Raw genomic sequence first — 17,977 nt, forward strand, 5'->3', positions numbered from 1 at the left:
CGAGGGGGAGTTGCTGCATGTCTCCGTGGATGCGCCGGGGTGCGCTCGCCGCGTTCGACATCGTCGGGTGGGCGCTGGCCACGGCCGTGGTCCTGGGCGTGCGGCACGACTTCACGATCAACGAGGTCCAGTGGGAGTCGGTGCTCCAGTACTGGATGCTCAGCTCGCTACTGCTCCTGCTGGTCGGCTACGCCACCAAGTTCTACCGTGGCCGGTTCCTCGTGGGCTCCTTCGACGAGGCGCTGGGCCTGGCGATGCACGTGGCCGCGGTGGGGGGCGTCAGCCTCGGCGTCGCCACCGTGCTCAACGAGGCGCTGCCGCGCAGCATCCCCGTCCTGGTCCCGCCGGTGGCGCTGCTCATCTCGGCGGCCGGCCGCTGGTTCTACCGCGCGCTGCGCACCCGGCCGAGCGACGCGTCGGGCCAGGACGAGACCCGTCCCGTCCTCGTGTACGGCGCCGGCGACGCGGGCCGGCAGGTCCTTCAGCTCCTCCGGGCGGAGCGTGGCACCGCGCGGCACCTCGCCCCGGTGGGCCTGCTCGACGACAACCCGGGCAAGCGCAACCTGCGGATCCAGGGCGTCCCCGTGCTGGGCGACGGCACCCAGCTCGCCGAGGCCGCTGAGCAGACCGGCGCCCGGGCCGTGATCCTGGCGATCCCCGACGCGCCGGGCGAGTTCGTCGGCCGGGTCCAGGACGAGGCCGCGCGGGTGGGCCTCGAGTTCTTCGTGCTGCCGCGGGTGGCGGAGATGATCGGCGGGAGCGTCGACGCGAGCGCGATCCGCCCGGTGGAGATCAGCGACGTCCTCGGTCGCCACCAGGTCACCACCGACCTGGCCTCCATCGCCGGCTACCTCACCGGCAAGCGGGTGCTGATCACGGGCGCCGGCGGTTCGATCGGCTCCGAGCTCGCCCGCCAGGTGCACGCCTTCGGCCCGGCGACCATGACGATGCTCGACCGCGACGAGTCCGCGCTGCACACGGTCCAGCTCGCCGTCCACGGCCACGGGCTGCTCGACGGCCCCGAGACCGTGCTGGTCGACATCCGCGACCGCGACAGCCTCCGCAAGGTCTTCGAGGAGCACCGCCCGGAGGTGGTCTTCCACGCGGCCGCGCTGAAGCACCTGCCGATGCTCGAGCGGTTCCCCGCCGAGGGCTGGAAGACCAACGTGCTCGGTACCCTCAACCTGCTCACCCTGGCCGCCGAGTTCGACGTGGAGCGCTTCGTCAACGTCTCCACCGACAAGGCCGCCGACGCCACCAGCGTCCTGGGGGCGACGAAGCGCCTCGCCGAGCAGCTGACCGCCTGGCACGCCCGGGAGACCGGCCGTCCCTACATGAGCGTCCGCTTCGGCAACGTGCTCGGCTCGCGCGGCTCGATGCTCCACACCTTCAACGCCCAGATCGCGGCCGGGGGGCCGGTGACCGTCACCCACCCCGAGGTCACCCGCTACTTCATGACGATCCCCGAGGCCTGCGAGCTGGTCATCCAAGCCGGCTCGATGGGCACCGCCGGCGAGGTGATGGTCCTCGAGATGGGGACGCCGGTGAGGATCCTCGACGTGGCGAAGCGGATGATCCGGCACTCCGGCGCCCACGGCGTGGAGATCGTCTTCACCGGGCTGCGCCCGGGGGAGAAGCTCCACGAGGTGCTCTTCAGCGACGGCGAGGTCTCCAGCGCCACCGCCCACGACATGATCCGCAGCGTGCCGGTCCCGCCGGTCGCGCCCAGTGAGGCCGCCGGGCTCGAGAACCTGCCGCGGCTCGAGGTGACCGCGGAGACGCTCCCGCCCGAGGAGCGCCGTACCGACCTGGCGGGAGGCGAGCGGTGAGCGCGCGCATCTTCCTGTCGTCGCCCGACGTCGGCGACGCCGAGGAGGCAGCCGTCGTCCGGGCCATCCGGTCCAACTGGGTCGCTCCGCTCGGCCCCGAGGTCGATGCCTTCGAGGAGGAGCTCGCCGCCGCGACGGGGCGGGAGCAGGCGGTGGCGCTCTCGTCGGGCACCGGCGCCCTCCACCTGGCGCTGCTCACCCTGGGCGTCCGTCCCGGGTCGGCGGTGGTCACCTCCAGCATGACCTTCGCCGCCACGGCCAACGCGATCACCTACACGGGCGCCGTCCCGGTCTTCGTCGACTCCGACGAGACCGGCAACGTCGACCCCGCCCTGCTCGAGCACGCGGTCGCCGACCAGCTGGCCCGGGGCGCCGACGTGTCCGCGATCGTCCCCGTGGACCTCCTCGGCCGCGTCGCGGACCACGCGGCGATCGGCGAGGTGGCCGACCGTCACGGGATCCCGCTCGTCGTCGACGCGGCCGAGTCCCTGGGCGCGGCGCGCGCCGGGCGGCGCGCCGGCCAGGACGGGGTGGCCGCGATCGTCTCGTTCAACGGCAACAAGATCATGACGACCTCGGGGGGCGGCGCGCTCGTCTGCGACGACGAGGAGATGGCCGCCCACGTCCGCTACCTCGCCACCCAGGCGCGGCAGCCGGTCGTCCACTACGAGCACACCGACATCGGCTACAACTACCGGATGTCCAACGTGCTGGCCGCGCTGGGCCGCGCGCAGCTCGAGCGGCTGCCGTCGATGATGGCCCGCCGCCGCGCCTGGCGCGACCGCTACGAGGCGCTGTTCGCCCCGGTCCCGGGGGTCCGGGTGCTCGGCCGCGAGCCCGGCCGCACCGAGACCGACGACGACCACGACAACTGCTGGCTGACCAGCGTGGTGGTCGACCCCGGCGAGGCCGGCTTCGCCTCCGACGACCTCCGCGAGCACCTCGCCGCCCTCGACATCGAGGCCCGGCCGCTCTGGAAGCCCATGCACCTCCAGCCCGTCTACGCCGACCGGCCGTCGTACACCAACGGCGTCTCGGAGCGGCTCTTCCGCACCGGCCTGTCCCTCCCCAGCGGCTCCGCGCTCAGCGACGAGCAGTTCGGCCGCGTGACGGAGGCGATCGCCGACTTCCTCGACCGGTCGGCGGGCCGGTCCCGCCACGCGCAGTTCGTCCCCACAGGAGAGACCCGATGAGCCTGCCCCAGCCCGACTCCGCCGAGACCGAGGTCGCCGCCGAGGCGGCCAAGACCGTCGAGGGCGACGTGGTCGGCAAGGTCGTCACCATCACCGGCGGCACCGGCTCGTTCGGCTCGGTGATGGCCCGCACCCTGCTCGCCCAGGGCGCGGCCGCGATCAACGTGCTGAGCCGCGACGAGGCCAAGCAGGACGAGATGCGCCGCCGGGTCAACGACGAGCGGATGCGGTTCTTCCTCGGCGACGTCCGCGACCTCGACAGCGTGCGGACGGCGGTGCTCGACGCCGACTACGTCTTCCACGCGGCCGCGCTCAAGCAGGTCCCGTCGTGCGAGTTCTTCCCCGAGCAGGCGGTCAAGACCAACGTGACCGGCAGCCACCACGTGATCGAGGCGTGCGCGCGCGCCGACGTCCGCTCCGTGGTGCTGCTCAGCACCGACAAGGCGGTCTACCCGGTCAACGCCATGGGCATGTCCAAGGCGCTGATGGAGAAGACCGCGCAGGCGTTCGCCCGCAACCACCCGCGCTCCGACCTCACCGTCTCGGTCACCCGTTACGGCAACGTCATGTACTCGCGCGGCTCGGTGATCCCGGCCTTCATCGCCATGCTCAAGGACGGCCGGCCGCTCACGATCACCGACCCGAAGATGACCCGGTTCCTCATGTCGCTGGCCGACTCGGTCGACCTGGTCAAGCACGCCTTCGCCCACGCCCAGCCAGGCGACCTGTTCGTCAAGAAGGCGCCCGCCGCCACCGTCGACGTGCTGGCCCGCGCGGTCGCCGGCCTGTACGGCGTCGACGAGCCCGAGGTGGTGCACATCGGCACCCGGCACGGCGAGAAGCTGCACGAGACCCTGCTGACCCGCGAGGAGCTGGCCAAGGCCGAGGACCAGGGCGACTACTTCCGGGTCCCGCTGGACACCCGCGGCCTGCAGTACGAGAAGTACTTCTCCGAGGGTGAGGAGGAGGTCGACGAGACGGTCGACTACTCCTCCGACTCCGTGCCCGCGCTCACCGTGGAGCAGGCGAAGGACCTGCTGCGCACCATCCCCGAGATCGCCGCCGACCCGGCCCTGGCCGGATGAGCGGCGCGCACGCCCCGGCCCCGGCGCGGCGCCGGGTCGTCGTCACCGGCGCCGACGGCTTCCTCGGCTGGCACGTGCGCTGCCGGCTGCGGGCGACCACCGACGACGTGGTCGTCCCGGTCGGCCGGGCCTCGTGGGACCGGCTGCCCGAGCTGGTGGCCGACGCCGACGTGGTGCTCCACCTGGCCGGCATCAACCGGGCCGAGCCCGACGAGCTCGCCGCGGGCAACGAGCGGCTCGCCGCCGACGTGGCCGACGCCGTGCGCCGCGCGGCCGGCGCGGGCCGGCCCGCCCCGACGGTCGTCTTCGCCAACTCGGTGCAGGTCGGCAACGGCTCGCCGTACGCCGACGGCAAGGCGCGTGCGGCCGCCCGCCTGGCCGAGGCGGCGTCGGCCACCGCCGGCGCCTTCGCCGACGTGCTGCTGCCCAACCTGTTCGGCGAGCACGGCCGGCCGGCGTACAACTCGTTCGTCGCCACCTTCGTCGACGCGGTGGTGCGCGGCGAGACCCCGCAGGTCGACGACCGGGAGATCGAGCTGCTGCACGCCCAGGGGGCCGCGGAGGCGCTGCTCCGCGCGGCCGCCGACCCGTCCGTCGTCCCGCCCCTGCCGACCGAGGCCACCTCCGTCGCGGGCGTGCTGGAGACGCTGCTGGGCTTCCACGCGCTCTACCCCGAGACCGGGGACGTGCCCGACATCTCCACCACCCTGGCGCGGGACCTGTTCAACACCTACCGGGCGCGGCTCTTCCCCGAGCGGGGCGCGATCAGCCTGACCCCGCGCGCCGACCAGCGGGGCCGGCTGGTCGAGACCGTGCGCGCGCACGGCCGGGGCGGCCAGACGTTCGTCTCCACCACCGTCCCGGGCGTCACCCGCGGCGAGCACTACCACCTGCACAAGGTGGAGCGGTTCGTCGTGCTCGAGGGCGAGGCGGTGATCGCGCTGCGCCGGATGTTCACCGACGAGGTGGTCGAGATCCCCGTCTCGGGCGAGCACCCGGTGGCCGTCGACATGCCGACCATGTGGTCGCACAACATCACCAACGTCGGCAGCGGGACGCTGACCACCCTGTTCTGGACCGACACCCTCTTCGACCCCGACGCGCCCGACACCACCCCCGAGCCGGTCGCGACCGCCGAGACCAGCGGGGCGACCCGCGAGGAGACCGCCCGATGAGCCGCACCAAGGTGATGACCGTCGTGGGCACCCGCCCCGAGATCATCCGACTGTCGGAGACCATCAAGCTGCTCGACGCCCACGTCGACCACGTGCTGGTGCACACCGGCCAGAACTACGACTACACGCTCAACGAGGTATTCTTCTCCGACCTCGGCCTGCGCGCGCCCGACCACTACCTGGGCGTCGACACCAGCAGCCTGGGCCGGGTGCTGGGCGAGGTGCTGATCAAGACCGAGGAGATGCTGCTGGCCGAGCGGCCCGACGCGCTGCTCGTGCTGGGCGACACCAACAGCTGCCTGTCCGCGGTGATGGCCAAGCGGATGCGGATCCCCGTCTACCACATGGAGGCCGGCAACCGCTGCTTCGACGAGAACGTGCCGGAGGAGACCAACCGGCGCCTCGTCGACCACGTCGCCGACTTCAACCTCGTCTACACCGAGCACGCCCGCCGCAACCTGCTCGCCGAGGGCCTGCCACCGCGGCGGATCCTCAAGACCGGGTCGCCGATGAAGGAGGTGCTCGCCGCCCACGCCGAGCGGATCGACGCCTCGGGCGTGCTGGCCGAGCAGGGCCTCAGCGCCGGCGCGTACGTGCTGGTCAGCGCCCACCGCGAGGAGAACGTCGACGACCCGGCGCGGCTGCACGCGCTGCTCGACTGCCTCGAGCGCACGGTCACCGAGTTCGGCCACCCGGTGCTGGTCTCCACCCACCCCCGCACCCGCAAGCGCCTCGACGCGCTGGGCCGCGCGGTGGAGGGCATCACCTTCCACGAGCCGCTCGGCTTCCTGGACTACAACCACCTGCAGAAGAACAGTTTCTGCGTGCTCTCCGACTCGGGCACCATCGCGGAGGAGTCGTCGCTGCTCGGCTTCCCGGCGGTCACCCTGCGCGCCTCGATCGAGCGCCCGGAGGCCCTGGACACTGGGTCCATCCCGATGACCGACCTCGACCCCGACAACGTGGTCGAGGCGGTCCGGTTCGTCACCGCCGGGCTCGCCCCGGCCGAGGTGCCGGCCGACTACCAGATCGGCGACACCGCCCGGCGTACCGTCAGCTTCATCCTCTCCACCCACCGCCGGCACGCGAGCTGGGCCGGGATCCGCACCCCCGGGACCGGCGGGCGGTGAGCGCCCGGCCCGAGGTGGCCACCGCCGCCGCCGACCCCGCCGCGACGTGGCGGGGGAGCCCGACGTTCCGCTGGGCGGTCGTCGCGGTGGCGTGCGTCTTCGGCCCCTACGTGGTCGGCGGCCTGCGCACCGAGCAGCTAGCCCTCTACGGCTCCGCGGCGGTCGCGGTCGTGCTGCTGCGCCGGCACCTGGGCGCGCTCCGGCCCGGCTGGCCGGTGCTGGCGGCCTGGGCGGTGTACGCCGGCACCGCCGCCGTCGCCGCGTTCGTCGTCGACAGCGAGCTCGGCTGGGGCACCGGCTCCCTGGTCGCCGGGCTGGACAACGCGTTCCTGCCGCTGGCGACGATGACCGCGGTCGCGCTGTGGGGCAGCGCCCTCCCGCGGGAGGCGCTGCTGCGTGCGGTCTGCTGGGTCGTGGTCGTCGGCATGTCGGTCAACGCCGCGCTCGCGTTGCTCACCTCCTACGTCGGCTTCGACGGCGTCCCGCTGCTGCCGCGGTTCTGGGCCGCCGGCGGCAGCGGCACCACGGTCGCCGAGCTCGCGGCGGGCTCCGGCCGCTACTCCGGGCTGTTCAACCAGCCCGCCGAGGCCGGGGTGGCCTACAGCCTCGCCGTCTTCTGCCTGGTCTTCCTCGTCCGCACCGGCACCCGCGCCCCGCGGTGGTCGTGGCTGGTCGCCTGGGCCCTGCTCATCCTGGGCGGGCTGCTCACCCTGTCCAAGATCTTCATCGTCGTCGGCGTGCTGCTCACCGCCTGGCTGGTGCTCACCGGCCGCGCGCACCGGGTGGTGCTCACCGTCACCGCGATCGGGACCGTGCTCGCCTCCGGCGTCCTCGGTGTGGCGGGGTGGCTCGGCTCGTGGGGCGCCAGCGTCCAGCTGCAGTGGTACGTCGACAGCGTCCGGTACGGCGACTCGCTCTCCTACACCCTCAGCGCGGGCCGCTTCGGCACCGCCGGCGACGGGCACCCGCCCGCGCCCCCGCCGGAGCCGAAGGCCACCGAGGGCGGCGAGGGGGTGCCGGAGGAGTTCCAGGTCCCCGGCGGCCTGGTCGAGGTGGCGCGCGAGGTCGTGCAGCACCACCCCTGGTTCGGCGTCGGCGCCCGCGGGCTCCCGGTCTCCTACGACTCGACCTGGCTCGAGGCGGTCATCGTCGCCGGGGTCGTCGGCGTGCTGTGCCTGCTGGCGGTGCACGTCCTGCTGCTGGTGCGCTGGATCCGGCTGCGGCACACGCTGCCCCGCGAGGAGTGGCGCCTGGCGGGCGCGGTCGTCCTGCTGGCGCTGGGCGCGTCCCTCGGGATGCCGGCCCTCACCGGCAACCGCGAGAGCTCGCTCATGTGGGTGCTGCTCTCCCTCCTCGTCGTGTTCCGGGTGGTGGGGGAGCGCGGGCGCGAGCGCGACCAGGAGCCGCCTTGGCGCTGACCCGGCTGCGCCACCGCGCCGGCGCGGTGCTGCTGCGCACCGACCTGAGCGGCCTCCCGCTGGCCCGCAGCGGGGAGCCGGCCGGCGACCTGTGGTCGCTGGCGGTCGCGGCCGCCTTCTTCCTGCTGAGCAACCCGCTGGTGCTGGTCCCGCTCTTCGGCACCTCCCTGCAGTGGGCGGTCTGGGCGGTGTGCGGGGCCGCCGCGCTCACCACCTGGCGGCTGCGGCCGCCGAGGGTGCCGGTGGCGGTCGCGCTGTTCCTGGCCTGGGCGGCGCTCTCGCTGACCTGGTCCGAGCTGCCCGACGAGGGCCTCGGGTCGCTGCGCATCTACCTGGCGGTGGCCCTGCTCGCGCTGGTCGTCTCCAGCAACGTCTCCGCGCACGCGATCGCCCAGGGCGTCGCCTGGGGCGGCGCGGCGGTCGCGGTGGCGTCGTACGTCGCGTGGGCGCGGGAGATGCCCGGCGCCGCCGTCGACCTCGGGATGGAGGGGTCGCTGGCCGGGATCGGCACCAACCGCAACATCCTGTCCTACACGCTGGTGCTCTCCCTGGGCTTCGCCATGTGCCTGAGCCCGCGCACGTGGTGGTCCCGGGTGAAGTGGGTCGCCCTCGTCGGGATCATCTGCGCCGGCATCGTCCTGGCCGTCTCCAGCACCGGCAAGGCCAGCGCGGTGCTGGTGGTGCTCGCCGCGGGCGCGGCCCGGGCCTACCCCGCCGTGGCCAGCAGGCTGCCCCGGTGGGCCCCCAGGGTGGCGCTCGCGCTCACCGTCGCGGCGGCGGTCGGGGTGGTGCTCTCGCTGGAGAGGGTCACCTCGCTGCTGGGTCGCGACATCACCTTCTCGGGGCGCACGCAGTTCTGGGGCGCCACCCTCGAGGTGACCGAGGACGCGTGGCTCCAGGGCTACGGCTGGGGGTCGGTCTGGCTGCACCCGTGGGCCCCGGCGCCCGACAACGCCGTGCGCACCGAGATCTTCGAGCGCGCCGAGATCGCCTACAGCCACGGCCACAACTCCTGGGTCGACCTCTACCCGATGGTCGGGCTGGTCGGCGTGCTGCTCGGCGCCGCGATCTTCGTGGGCGCCTGGGTCCGGGTGGCCCGCCGCCCCGCGACCATGCGGCCCGACCAGCTCTCGGCCTACCGCACCGTGCGGCTCCTGGTGGTCGCCGTGCCCACCGGCCACCTGTTCTTCGGGGTCACCGAGCCGATCCTCTCCACCCCGGTCGGGTGGTTCGTGCTGGTGCTGCTCGCGGGTGCCGCGGGGCAGGTGCCGCGGCGCGGCCGCCGGGTCCGCGGCGGCCGGCGACGGCGTACGCCGGACCCGCTCGCCGGCTGACCGGGGTCAGCCGGCGTCGCCGGACTCCTCGGCCGCCGCGCGCTCGGCCGCGGCCTGCTCGGCCATCACGGCGCGCAGGGCGTAGAGCTCCTCGCCGGTCTGCGCGGCGAGGGCTGCCGACCCCTGGGGCAGCACCATGAGCATCTGGTCGAAGCCCTCGCGCACCCGCCGGCGGCCGGACTCCCACACGTCGCCCGCGTGCTCCTGGCGCGACGACGCGGCGGCGAACCAGCGGTAGACGCTGGTGACCTCGGGCGTCCCCTGCACGCCGACGACGGCCGCCGCGCGGACCAGGAAGTCCCAGTCCTCGGTCGTCGGCAGCGACTCGTCGAACCGGAGCCCGAGGTGGCGCACGACCCCGCGCGGGAACGCGGCGGCCAGGTTGGGCGTGTGGTTGAGGTGCAGGTGGGCGGGCAGGTCGAACTCCGGCGGCCAGGCCAGCTCCGGCGGCGCGGTGACCACCGGCCAGCCGAGCCCGTCCGGCGCGCCGTCCTCGCCGAGCTGGGCGGCGTGCTGCCGCACCGAGCCCGCCCGGAGCACGCGCCCGGGCGCCCGTTCCTCCAGGGCGCGGAAGGTGGCGACCCAGTGGCCCAGCACGGTGTCGTCGTCGTCCAGCACCGTCACGTAGCGCCCGTCGGCGACGTCGAGGGCGTCGTTGAGGGGAGCGCTGCGGCCCGGCCGGTCGACGTCGAGGACCCGGACCCGGTCGCGCAGCCACGCCGGCTGCCGGGCCACCAGCTCGCGCACCCGGGCGCGCTCCTCCGGCGCGACCCGGTGGCAGGCCAGCAGCACCTCGAGGTCGCGGTCGGTCTGCGCGGCCAGCGAGGTGAAGGTGTCCTGCAGCATCAGCAGCCGGGTGCCGCGGGTGCGGACGACCACGCTGAGGAACGGGCCGGTGTGGGCCGGCTCGGCGGGGCCCGGGTCGGTGACGTCGAGCCGCACCTGGGCGAGCAGCTGGGACAGCGCCGTGCCGGGCAGCGTCGCGGGGTGGCCGCACGGGACCGGCCGCCCCGGGGCCGCCACCGGGCGCAGGTCGTCGGGGCCCGGCTCGGCGAAGGTGGTCTCGGCGCCGACCAGCGGCGCCCCCACCCAGCCCACCCGGACGTCGCGGAACAGCGCGGCGGTCGGCACGACGGTGCCGGTGCCGGCGCCCGCCACGATCGCGGCGAGCGCGGCGTCGTGGTCGCGGGGGCGCTCGTCCTAGGCGGCGTCGAGGTCGCCCAGCTCGCGCAGCGTGCCCGCGCGGAGCGCCAGGCAGGCGCGCACCCGGGTGCGCGCCGAGGCGGGGTCGGCGTCCACCCCGTCGTCAGGGCCCCCGAGGTCGTGCTCCAGGGGCAGCAGCCGCGGCCCGGCCACCCGCGCCCAGCCGGCCACCGCCTCGGCGAGGTCGCCGACCAGGGTGGGGGAGGGGACGTCCTGCGGCCGTGCGACCACCAGCACGTCGTCGGCCGCGCCGCGGTGGTCGGAGGCCCACGGCACCTGGGTGCCGCTGCCTCCCAGCGGCAGGTGCCGCACCTCGACCTGGTGCCCCCGGGCCCGGGCGTCGGCGACCGTGTCGTCCCAGCGGGCCAGGAACCACGGGTCCAGGAAGGCGGGGCCGGCCGTCAGCTGCACGACCACGGTGGCGGGCCGGGGCGCGCTCGACATGGGGCTCCTCACTCGTCCGGTCTGACGGGGACTCGGTGGCGGGCGACCGGCGGCGCCCAGTGTAGGGGGGCCGGCCGGGGCCGCCCGGCCGGATTGGGACGGGTGCCGGGCCGCCCGGCGCGCCGAACTAGGGTGCGGGCATGAGCCAGAGCGCGCCCAGCCCCGAGGGGGCAGGAGTCCAGAAGGTGCGAGCCACGCTCGCCGAGCTCCAGGGGCACGAGGCGTGGGCGCTGGTGCGGCTGGCCCGGAAGGATCCGGGCGACCCCGACGTGGTCACCTTCGTCGGCGGCGCCCGGCACGAGGTGGAGTCGCTGCTCGACGTGCCGCTGGCCGAGGGGGTGCCCGAGCCCGGACGCCGGTTCGACCGGCTGCTGGCCGTCCCCTTCCGGCAGGTCCGCGAGCGCGGGTTCGAGGCCCACGACGACGGCGCCCCGCTGGTGGTGGTCGACGTCGAGACCGAGCGCCGGCACCCGGTCGCCGACGTGCTCGCCGCGATCCCCGACACCGGCGTGGAGTTCACCGACCGCGGCGGGTTCGACACCTCCGACGAGGACTACGCGAGGATCGTGGAGGCGATCATCCGCGACGAGATCGGCCAGGGCGAGGGCGCCAACCTGGTGATCGGGCGCCACTACCGCGCCGTGGTCGCCGACTGGGGGCCCGACAAGGCGCTGACGGTGTTCCGCCGCCTGCTCGAGCGCGAGCGGGGCGCCTACTGGACCTACGTCTTCTTCACCGGCGACCGGTTCCTCGTCGGCGCCAGCCCCGAGCGGCACGTGAGCGTGCACGGCGGCGACGTCCGGATGAACCCCATCTCCGGCACCTTCCGCGTGGGCGGGCGCTCCGCCGCCGAGATGAAGCCGGCGCTGCTGGACTTCCTGCGCGACGAGAAGGAGATCTACGAGCTCTTCATGGTGGTCGACGAGGAGCTCAAGATGATGTGCGACCTCTGCCACGAGGGCGGCATGGTGCTGGGCCCCTTCCTCAAGCCGATGACCCACCTGGTGCACACCGAGTACCTGCTGGCCGGCCGGTCGCGGCGCGACGTGCGCGAGATCCTGCGCGACACGATGTTCGCCGCCACCGTCACCGGCAGCCCCGTCGAGAACGCCGTCCGGCTCATCAAGCAGTACGAGCCCGGCGGCCGCGGCTACTACGGGGCGGCGCTCGCCCTGCTCGGCCGCGACGAGGAGGGCCGGCCCACCGCCGACAGCCCGATCGTCATCCGCAGCGCCGACGTCGACCTCGAGGGCCGGATGAAGGTCACCGCCGGGGCCACGCTGGTGCGCGACTCCGACCCGGCGTACGAGGTGGCCGAGACGCACGCGAAGGCCGGCGGGATCCTCTCGGCGTTCGGGCTGGTGCCCGCCGCGGGCGCGCCCTCGGAGGGCCTGGCCGACCTGGCCCGCGACGAGGACGTGCTGATCGCCCTGCAGTCGCGCAACCGGCGGCTCTCCACCTTCTGGCTCACCGACCAGGCGGGCAGCACCCCCGACCCGGCGCTCGCCGGGAAGCGGGTCGGCATCCTCGACGCCGAGGACGACTTCGTCAACATGCTGCGCCACCTGCTGGCGGTCATGGGCATGACCAGCGAGGTGGTCCGGCACGAGTCGTACGCCGACGGCGACCTCGACGGCTACGACCTGGTGATCGTGGGTCCCGGGCCCGGCGACCCCCGCGACGGGGACGACCCCAAGATCGCGACGGTGCGCCGCGCGGTCGGCCGGCTGCTGGAGCGGGAGCAGCCGTTCCTCGCCGTCTGCCTGGGCCACCAGACCCTCTGCCACGCCCTCGGCATCCCGCTGGCGTTCAAGGACATCGTCTTCCAGGGCACGCAGGCGTCGGTGGAGATCGGCGACCGGGTCGAGCGGGTCGGCTTCTACAACACCTTCGTCGGCCGGGTCGGCGACGCCGTGCTGCCGCCCGGTGTGGAGGCGCAGGCCGACCCGGAGACCGGGGACGTCCACCTGGTGCGCGGGCCGCACTACCGGGGCATCCAGTTCCACGCCGAGTCGATCCTCACCGAGCGGGGCTTCGACCTGGTCAACGGGCTCGTGAGCGAGCTGCTCGTCGGGACCTAGGTCCCGAGTCCTCCCGGAGTGGCAACCGGAGCGGCCGCCCTGCCGTCTCCTAGGGTGCTGCCAGTTCCCGGGGGAGGTCACGAGTGCGCGCACGTCGCTGGAGGTTCGCCGCGACGCTCGCGGGCGTCGTGGCCCTGGCCGCGTGCAGTGCCGCGGTCGGCCAGGAGGCGAGCACCACGCCCGCCCCGGCCGACCCGGCACCCAGCGCCGTCGAGCCCGCGGAACGGCCGGCCGAGCCCCCGGCCCAGCGGCTGGCGGGGTCGCGGCCCGACATCGTCGTGGTGCTCATGGACGACTTCTCCATGGACCTGCTCGCCACCATGCGCGGCGCCCGCGAGCTGGCCCGCACCGGCGCCTCCTACGACCACTTCGTCGTCGACTCGCTGTGCTGCGTCTCCCGGGCGAGCCTGCTCACCGGGCAGTACCCGCACCAGACGGGGGTGCGGACCAACACCTCCGACGGTCCCCTGCCGTACGGCGGCTACCCGGCCTTCGCCCGCTACGGCAACGGCCCGCGCAGCGTCAACGTCCGGCTGCAGGAGGCCGGCTACACGACCGGGTTCGTCGGCAAGTTCCTCAACGAGTACGAGTACGTCCCCGGGCGGGTCGACGTCCCCGCGCCGCCGCTCGGCTGGTCGCGGTTCAACGTGCTCTTCGGCTCCGCCTACGACGGCTGGGGCTTCCACAGCACCGAGCTCGTCGACGGCCGGCTCGAGGTGCGCCACCACCCGGCCCCGCCCGCGGGCTCCCCGCACGACGTCCTCGACGCGGCGTACGCCGGCCAGGTCGTGGAGGACCACGCGCTCGACTTCCTGGCCGACCAGCGCGGCTCGGACCACCCGTTCTTCTTGCTGGTCGCGCCGTACGCCCCGCACAACCGGGTCGACCCGGAGGGCGCCTACCCGGGGGACCCGCTGTTCCCGGCCGCGTTCGGCGACCGGCCCGGCGGTCGCAGGGCCGGGGGCGACTGCGGGCGGGTGACCTGCCGGTCGCTGACCGCCCGGGACCTGCCGGGCTTCGGGGACAACCGGCGCGACAACGCGCCGCGGACCCGGGCCGGCGCGCGCACCCGGCCGTGGAACACCGTGCGCACCACCTCGGCCGCCGACGCGACCCGGCACCTGCGCGACCGGGCGCGGATGGTGCAGTCGGTCGACCGGACCGTGCGGCGGATCCTGCGCGCCGTCGACGACGACACCTACGTCGTGCTGACCTCCGACAACGGCTTCCACCTCGGCCAGGTCGGGATGGGGCTGGGCAAGGGCACGCCCTACGACACCGACGTGCGCGTGCCGCTGCTGGTCCGCGGGCCCGGGGTCGAGCCGGGGCCGCGGGCCGAGATGACCAGCAACATCGACCTCGCGCCCACCTTCGAGGAGCTCGCCGGCCTGCCGCCGGCGCCGTACCGCGCGGGCACGTCGCTGGTGGCCTCGCTGGCCGACCGGACCGTGCGCACCCGCGGCCACGTCTTCTTCGAGCACACCACCGGCACCGCCGGCGGCGACCCCGACCGGGCCTTCACCGGCGGCGAGCTGATGCGCATCCCCAGCTACGTGGCCGTCCGCAGCCGCGACGCCCTGCTGGTGCGGCACGACCTCGACCCCTCGCCCGACGGCACCCGCCACGCCTACGAGCTCTACTCCTACGAGAAGCACCCGTGGGAGAAGAAGAACAAGTACGGCGTGCGCAAGCTCGCCGCCGTCCAGGAGGCGCTGCTGCGCCGGCTGCGCGCGTTCGACCGGTGCGCGGGCGTCACGGGGGACGACCCGGTCCCGCCGCGCTGCCGGGCGCTGACCCGCTGACCACGGCGCTGACCGCGGCGCCCGCCACGGCCTAGACTCCTGGCCCGTGAAGCCCTACGACCCGCTCAAGCGCCTGGTCGACCTGGTCGTCGGCGGGGTCGCGCTCCTCGCCTCGCTGCCGGTCCAGGCGGTGATCGCCGTGCTGGTGCGCCGCAGGCTCGGCTCCCCGGTGCTGTTCCGCCAGCCGCGGCCCGGCAAGGACGAGCGGGTCTTCGAGCTGGTGAAGTTCCGCACCATGCTGGAGCCCGACGAGGCCCGCGGGCTGGTCACCGACGAGCAGCGGATGACGCCGTTCGGCTCGTTCCTGCGCGCCACCAGCCTCGACGAGCTGCCGACCCTGTGGAACGTCGTGCGCGGCGACATGAGCCTGGTCGGCCCGCGCCCGCTGCTCGTGCGCTACCTCGACCGCTACACCCCCGAGCAGCGCCGCCGGCACGAGGTGCGCCCCGGGGTGACCGGCCTGGCCCAGGTCAGCGGGCGCAACGCGATCGGCTGGGACGCGAAGTTCGCCAAGGACGTGGAGTACGTCGACACGCGCAGCCTCGCGCTCGACCTGCGGATCCTCTGGCGCACCGTCGCCGGCGTGCTGCGCCGCGACGGCATCTCCGCCGACGGCGAGGCGACGATGAGCGAGTTCATGGGACCGGGGGCCGGCCGTGGCTGAGCAGGACGGGCGGGACGGGCGGGACGACAACACCGGCGTGCTCGTCGTCGTCGGCGCCGGCGGCTTCGGCCGCGAGGTGCTCGACGTCGTTGACGCGGTCAACGCGGCGGCCGCCGGCAACGGCTCCGCCGCCCCCTGGACCGTCGCCGGCGTGGTCGACGACTCGCCGTCGGAGCAGAACCTGGCCCTGCTCGCCGACCGGGAGGTCGCCCACCTGGGCGGGGTCCAGGACCTGGTCGACGGGCTGGCGGGGACGCGCCCCACCCACTACACGGTCGGGATCGGCAGCCCGCGGGTGCGGCGCGCCGTCGCCGAGCGCCTCGACGTCGCCGGCCTGCGCCCGGCCACCCTCGTCCACCCCAGCGTCACCCGCGGCTTCGACGTCCGGGTGGGGGAGGGCAGCGTGCTCTGCGCGGGGGTCCGGCTCACCACCCACGTCCGGCTCGGCCGGCACGTCCACCTCAACCTGAACGCCACGGTGGGCCACGACACCGTGGTCGGCGACTACGTGAGCGTCAACCCGCTGGCCTCGGTCTCGGGCGACTGCGTGCTCGAGGACGAGGTGCTGGTGGGGGTCGCCGGCGTCGTTCTCAACCAGGTGCGGGTGGGCCGCGGCTCCACGGTCGGCGGCTCGGCCTGCGTGGTGAAGGACGTCCCGCCGGGCGTGGTGGTCAAGGGGATCCCCGCCCGATGAGTCGGCTGCCGTGACCCCGGACGTCGTGGTGGTCGACCACCACGACTCCTACACCTGGAACCTCGTCCACCTGGTCGCCGGCGTGACCGGCGTGCTCCCGGCCGTGGTGCAGCACGACGAGGCGACCGCCGCGCAGGTGCTGGCGCACAGCCACGTCGTGCTCTCCCCCGGCCCGGGGCGGCCCGAGGACCCGCGCGACTTCGCCGTGGGCGGCCAGGTGCTGCGCGCCGGCACCCGCCCGGTGCTGGGCGTCTGCCTGGGGATGCAGGGGCTGGTCACGGCGTACGGCGGCCGGGTCGACCGGGTCGAGCCCGCCCACGGGGAGGTGGCCCGGATCCGGCACGACGGCACGGGCGTCCTGGCGGGGCTGCCGCAGGGCTTCGCCGCGGTCCGCTACCACTCGCTCGCCGCGCTCGAGCTGCCCGCCGACGTCGTCGCCACCGCGTGGGCCGAGGACGGGACCGTCATGGCCGTCCGGCACACCTCGCTCCCGCTGCACGGCGTGCAGTTCCACCCCGAGTCGGTGCTCTCCGAGCACGGCGCGGCGCTGGTCGCGGCCTTCCTGGCGGGTCCGCGGTGAGCGCCGGGGACGGGCCGGACGTGCCGCTGGAGGAGGTGGCCGCAGCCCACCGCCGCTGCTTCTGGCTCGACGGCGGCGGGGCGCGCGAGTGGTCGGGCCGGCGCTCGGTGCTGGGCTGGCTCGAGGACGACGACGTCTCGCTCACCCTCGACGCCGCGACCGGCGAGGTGCGCCGGCACCAGGGCGACGCCGTCGGCGCCGACGCCCCGGTCGTCGGGGACGACGTCTTCCAGGTGCTGCGCGCCGAGCTCGCCGCCGGCCCGGCCGACGCGCAGTGGTTCGGCTACCTCGGCTACGCGAGCCGGCGCGACCTGCCGGCCCGGCCCGACCCCCGGCTGCCCGACGCGGTGTGGATGCGGCCCAGCCGCACACGGGTCTTCGACCACCCGGCGCCGGCGCGCCCGGCCGCCCGGCCCCCCGCGCGCTCGGCCGCGGAGGCGGACGCCGCCGTCCCCGCCGACTACGCGCGCGCCTTCGCCCGGGTCCAGGAGGAGCTGCGTGCCGGCAACTCCTACGAGGTCAACCTGACCCACCGGGTCACCGCCGCCGCCGACCCCGACCCGGTGGCGACGTACCGCCGGCTGCGCGCGCTCAACCCCGCGCCGTACGCCGGGTTCCTCCAGCACGACGTGCCCGGGGCGCGCGCCTGGCTGCTGAGCTCCTCGCCCGAGCGCTACGCGCTGGTCCGCTGGGAGGAGGGCAGCGAGGACGGCAGCGGGGGCGCGCGGCGGGTGCTGGAGACCAAGCCGATCAAGGGCACCACCCCGCGGGGCGCGACGGTGGCCGAGGACGAGGAGCTGCGCCGGCGGCTGGCCGCCGAGCCGAAGTTCCGGGCCGAGAACCTCATGATCGTCGACCTGCTCCGCAACGACCTGGCCACGGTCTGCGACCCCGGCACCGTGGAGGTCCCGGCGCTGATGGAGGTGGAGTCCTACGAGTCGGTCCACCAGCTGGTCTCCACGGTGCGGGGCCGGCTGCGCGCGGACGTCACGACCGTGGACGCGCTGCGCTCCCTCTTCCCGGCCGGCTCGATGACCGGGGCGCCCAAGCTGCGCACGATGGAGATCATCGACGCCGTGGAGGCGACCCCCCGGGGCGCGTACGCCGGGGCGTTCGGCTGGCTCGCCGCCGACGGCAGGGCCGACCTGGGCGTGGTGATCCGCTCGCTGACCACCGCCGGCGACGGCACCTGGACGCTGGGCACCGGGGGCGGCATCACCGTCCGCTCCGACGTCGCCGAGGAGCACGCGGAGACCGGGTGGAAGGCCGCCCTGCTGCTCGGCGCGCTCCGGCCGCGCTCGGGTGACCCGGCCGGCGGCGGCCCCGCCGCCGTCTAGACTCGCCG

The 17,977-nt window shown here is 74.9% G+C and carries 15 protein-coding genes; 13 read left to right on the top strand and 2 right to left on the bottom strand.

Going from position 1 to position 17,977, the window contains the following annotated elements:
• Positions 1–17: 17 nt before the first annotated feature.
• The 7 genes from DNK53_RS04560 to DNK53_RS04590 are packed head-to-tail and all read left to right on the top strand — an operon-like array spanning position 18 to position 9,164.
• Entirely contained in the window at positions 18–1,829 is a 1,812-nt protein-coding gene (locus DNK53_RS04560) for a polysaccharide biosynthesis protein (RefSeq protein ID WP_110181053.1), read from the top strand.
• Positions 1,826–3,022 carry a DegT/DnrJ/EryC1/StrS family aminotransferase gene (locus DNK53_RS04565; protein WP_110181054.1) on the top strand — a complete coding sequence of 399 codons (1,197 nt, stop codon included), beginning with the start codon at positions 1,826–1,828 and terminating at the stop codon, positions 3,020–3,022. The genes DNK53_RS04560 and DNK53_RS04565 overlap by 4 nt, the downstream gene beginning before the upstream one ends.
• Positions 3,019–4,107, top strand: coding sequence for an SDR family NAD(P)-dependent oxidoreductase (locus DNK53_RS04570; RefSeq protein WP_110181055.1), 1,089 nt, complete (start codon positions 3,019–3,021; stop codon positions 4,105–4,107). Before DNK53_RS04565 ends, DNK53_RS04570 begins: the two co-directional genes overlap by 4 nt.
• The gene (locus DNK53_RS04575) at positions 4,104–5,282 is read left to right on the top strand and encodes a polysaccharide biosynthesis C-terminal domain-containing protein (RefSeq protein ID WP_110181056.1); all 1,179 of its coding nucleotides are present in this window, start codon (positions 4,104–4,106) and stop codon (positions 5,280–5,282) included. The genes DNK53_RS04570 and DNK53_RS04575 overlap by 4 nt, the downstream gene beginning before the upstream one ends.
• A complete protein-coding gene (gene wecB, locus DNK53_RS04580) occupies positions 5,279–6,412 on the top strand; it encodes a non-hydrolyzing UDP-N-acetylglucosamine 2-epimerase (RefSeq protein WP_110181057.1) in 1,134 nt (377 codons plus the stop codon). The genes DNK53_RS04575 and wecB overlap by 4 nt, the downstream gene beginning before the upstream one ends.
• Positions 6,409–7,830 carry a hypothetical protein gene (locus tag DNK53_RS04585; RefSeq protein ID WP_110181058.1) on the top strand — a complete coding sequence of 474 codons (1,422 nt, stop codon included), beginning with the start codon at positions 6,409–6,411 and terminating at the stop codon, positions 7,828–7,830. The genes wecB and DNK53_RS04585 overlap by 4 nt, the downstream gene beginning before the upstream one ends.
• Positions 7,821–9,164, top strand: a complete 1,344-nt coding sequence (locus DNK53_RS04590; RefSeq protein ID WP_110181059.1) for an O-antigen ligase family protein — start codon at positions 7,821–7,823, stop codon at positions 9,162–9,164. Before DNK53_RS04585 ends, DNK53_RS04590 begins: the two co-directional genes overlap by 10 nt.
• A 6-nt stretch (positions 9,165–9,170) precedes the next feature.
• Here the strand turns inward: DNK53_RS04590 and DNK53_RS04595 are convergent, their stop codons facing one another.
• Positions 9,171–10,322, bottom strand: coding sequence for a glycosyltransferase family 2 protein (locus DNK53_RS04595; protein WP_110181060.1), 1,152 nt, complete (start codon positions 10,320–10,322; stop codon positions 9,171–9,173).
• Between the two features lie 42 nt (positions 10,323–10,364).
• The gene (locus DNK53_RS04600) at positions 10,365–10,811 is read right to left on the bottom strand and encodes a hypothetical protein (protein ID WP_110181061.1); all 447 of its coding nucleotides are present in this window, start codon (positions 10,809–10,811) and stop codon (positions 10,365–10,367) included.
• A 140-nt stretch (positions 10,812–10,951) separates the two neighbouring features.
• Here DNK53_RS04600 and DNK53_RS04605 point away from each other — a divergent pair, with 140 nt between their 5' ends.
• The 6 genes from DNK53_RS04605 (at position 10,952) to DNK53_RS04630 (ending at position 17,969) form a co-directional block, all read left to right on the top strand.
• On the top strand, positions 10,952–12,892 hold the full coding sequence (locus DNK53_RS04605; RefSeq protein ID WP_110181062.1) for an anthranilate synthase family protein: 1,941 nt from the start codon (positions 10,952–10,954) through the stop codon (positions 12,890–12,892).
• Between the two features lie 83 nt (positions 12,893–12,975).
• Entirely contained in the window at positions 12,976–14,694 is a 1,719-nt protein-coding gene (locus DNK53_RS04610; RefSeq protein WP_110181063.1) for a sulfatase-like hydrolase/transferase, read from the top strand.
• A 46-nt stretch (positions 14,695–14,740) separates the two neighbouring features.
• Positions 14,741–15,358, top strand: coding sequence for a sugar transferase (locus DNK53_RS04615; protein ID WP_110181064.1), 618 nt, complete (start codon positions 14,741–14,743; stop codon positions 15,356–15,358).
• A complete protein-coding gene (locus tag DNK53_RS04620) occupies positions 15,351–16,052 on the top strand; it encodes an acetyltransferase (protein WP_204163736.1) in 702 nt (233 codons plus the stop codon). The genes DNK53_RS04615 and DNK53_RS04620 overlap by 8 nt, the downstream gene beginning before the upstream one ends.
• 10 nt (positions 16,053–16,062) lie before the next feature.
• A complete protein-coding gene (locus tag DNK53_RS04625; protein WP_110181065.1) occupies positions 16,063–16,632 on the top strand; it encodes an anthranilate synthase component II in 570 nt (189 codons plus the stop codon).
• Positions 16,629–17,969: an anthranilate synthase component I family protein gene (locus tag DNK53_RS04630; RefSeq protein ID WP_110181066.1), complete on the top strand. Its 1,341-nt coding sequence runs from the start codon at positions 16,629–16,631 to the stop codon at positions 17,967–17,969. The genes DNK53_RS04625 and DNK53_RS04630 overlap by 4 nt, the downstream gene beginning before the upstream one ends.
• The last annotated feature ends 8 nt before the right edge of the window (positions 17,970–17,977 follow it).

This window comes from Nocardioides solisilvae (genome assembly GCF_003194625.1).
GTDB lineage: Bacteria > Actinomycetota > Actinomycetes > Propionibacteriales > Nocardioidaceae > Nocardioides > Nocardioides solisilvae.

Bases quoted from the DNA above. Each gene is read 5' to 3' on its own strand.
- DNK53_RS04560 (WP_110181053.1), top strand. From the start codon at position 18: ATGTCTCCGTGGATGCGCCGGGGTGCGCTCGCCGCGTTCGACATCGTC.
- DNK53_RS04570 (WP_110181055.1), top strand. From the start codon at position 3,019: ATGAGCCTGCCCCAGCCCGACTCCGCCGAGACCGAGGTCGCCGCCGAG.
- DNK53_RS04575 (WP_110181056.1), top strand. From the start codon at position 4,104: ATGAGCGGCGCGCACGCCCCGGCCCCGGCGCGGCGCCGGGTCGTCGTC.
- wecB (WP_110181057.1), top strand. From the start codon at position 5,279: ATGAGCCGCACCAAGGTGATGACCGTCGTGGGCACCCGCCCCGAGATC.
- DNK53_RS04600 (WP_110181061.1), bottom strand. From the start codon at position 10,811: ATGTCGAGCGCGCCCCGGCCCGCCACCGTGGTCGTGCAGCTGACGGCC.
- DNK53_RS04605 (WP_110181062.1), top strand. From the start codon at position 10,952: ATGAGCCAGAGCGCGCCCAGCCCCGAGGGGGCAGGAGTCCAGAAGGTG.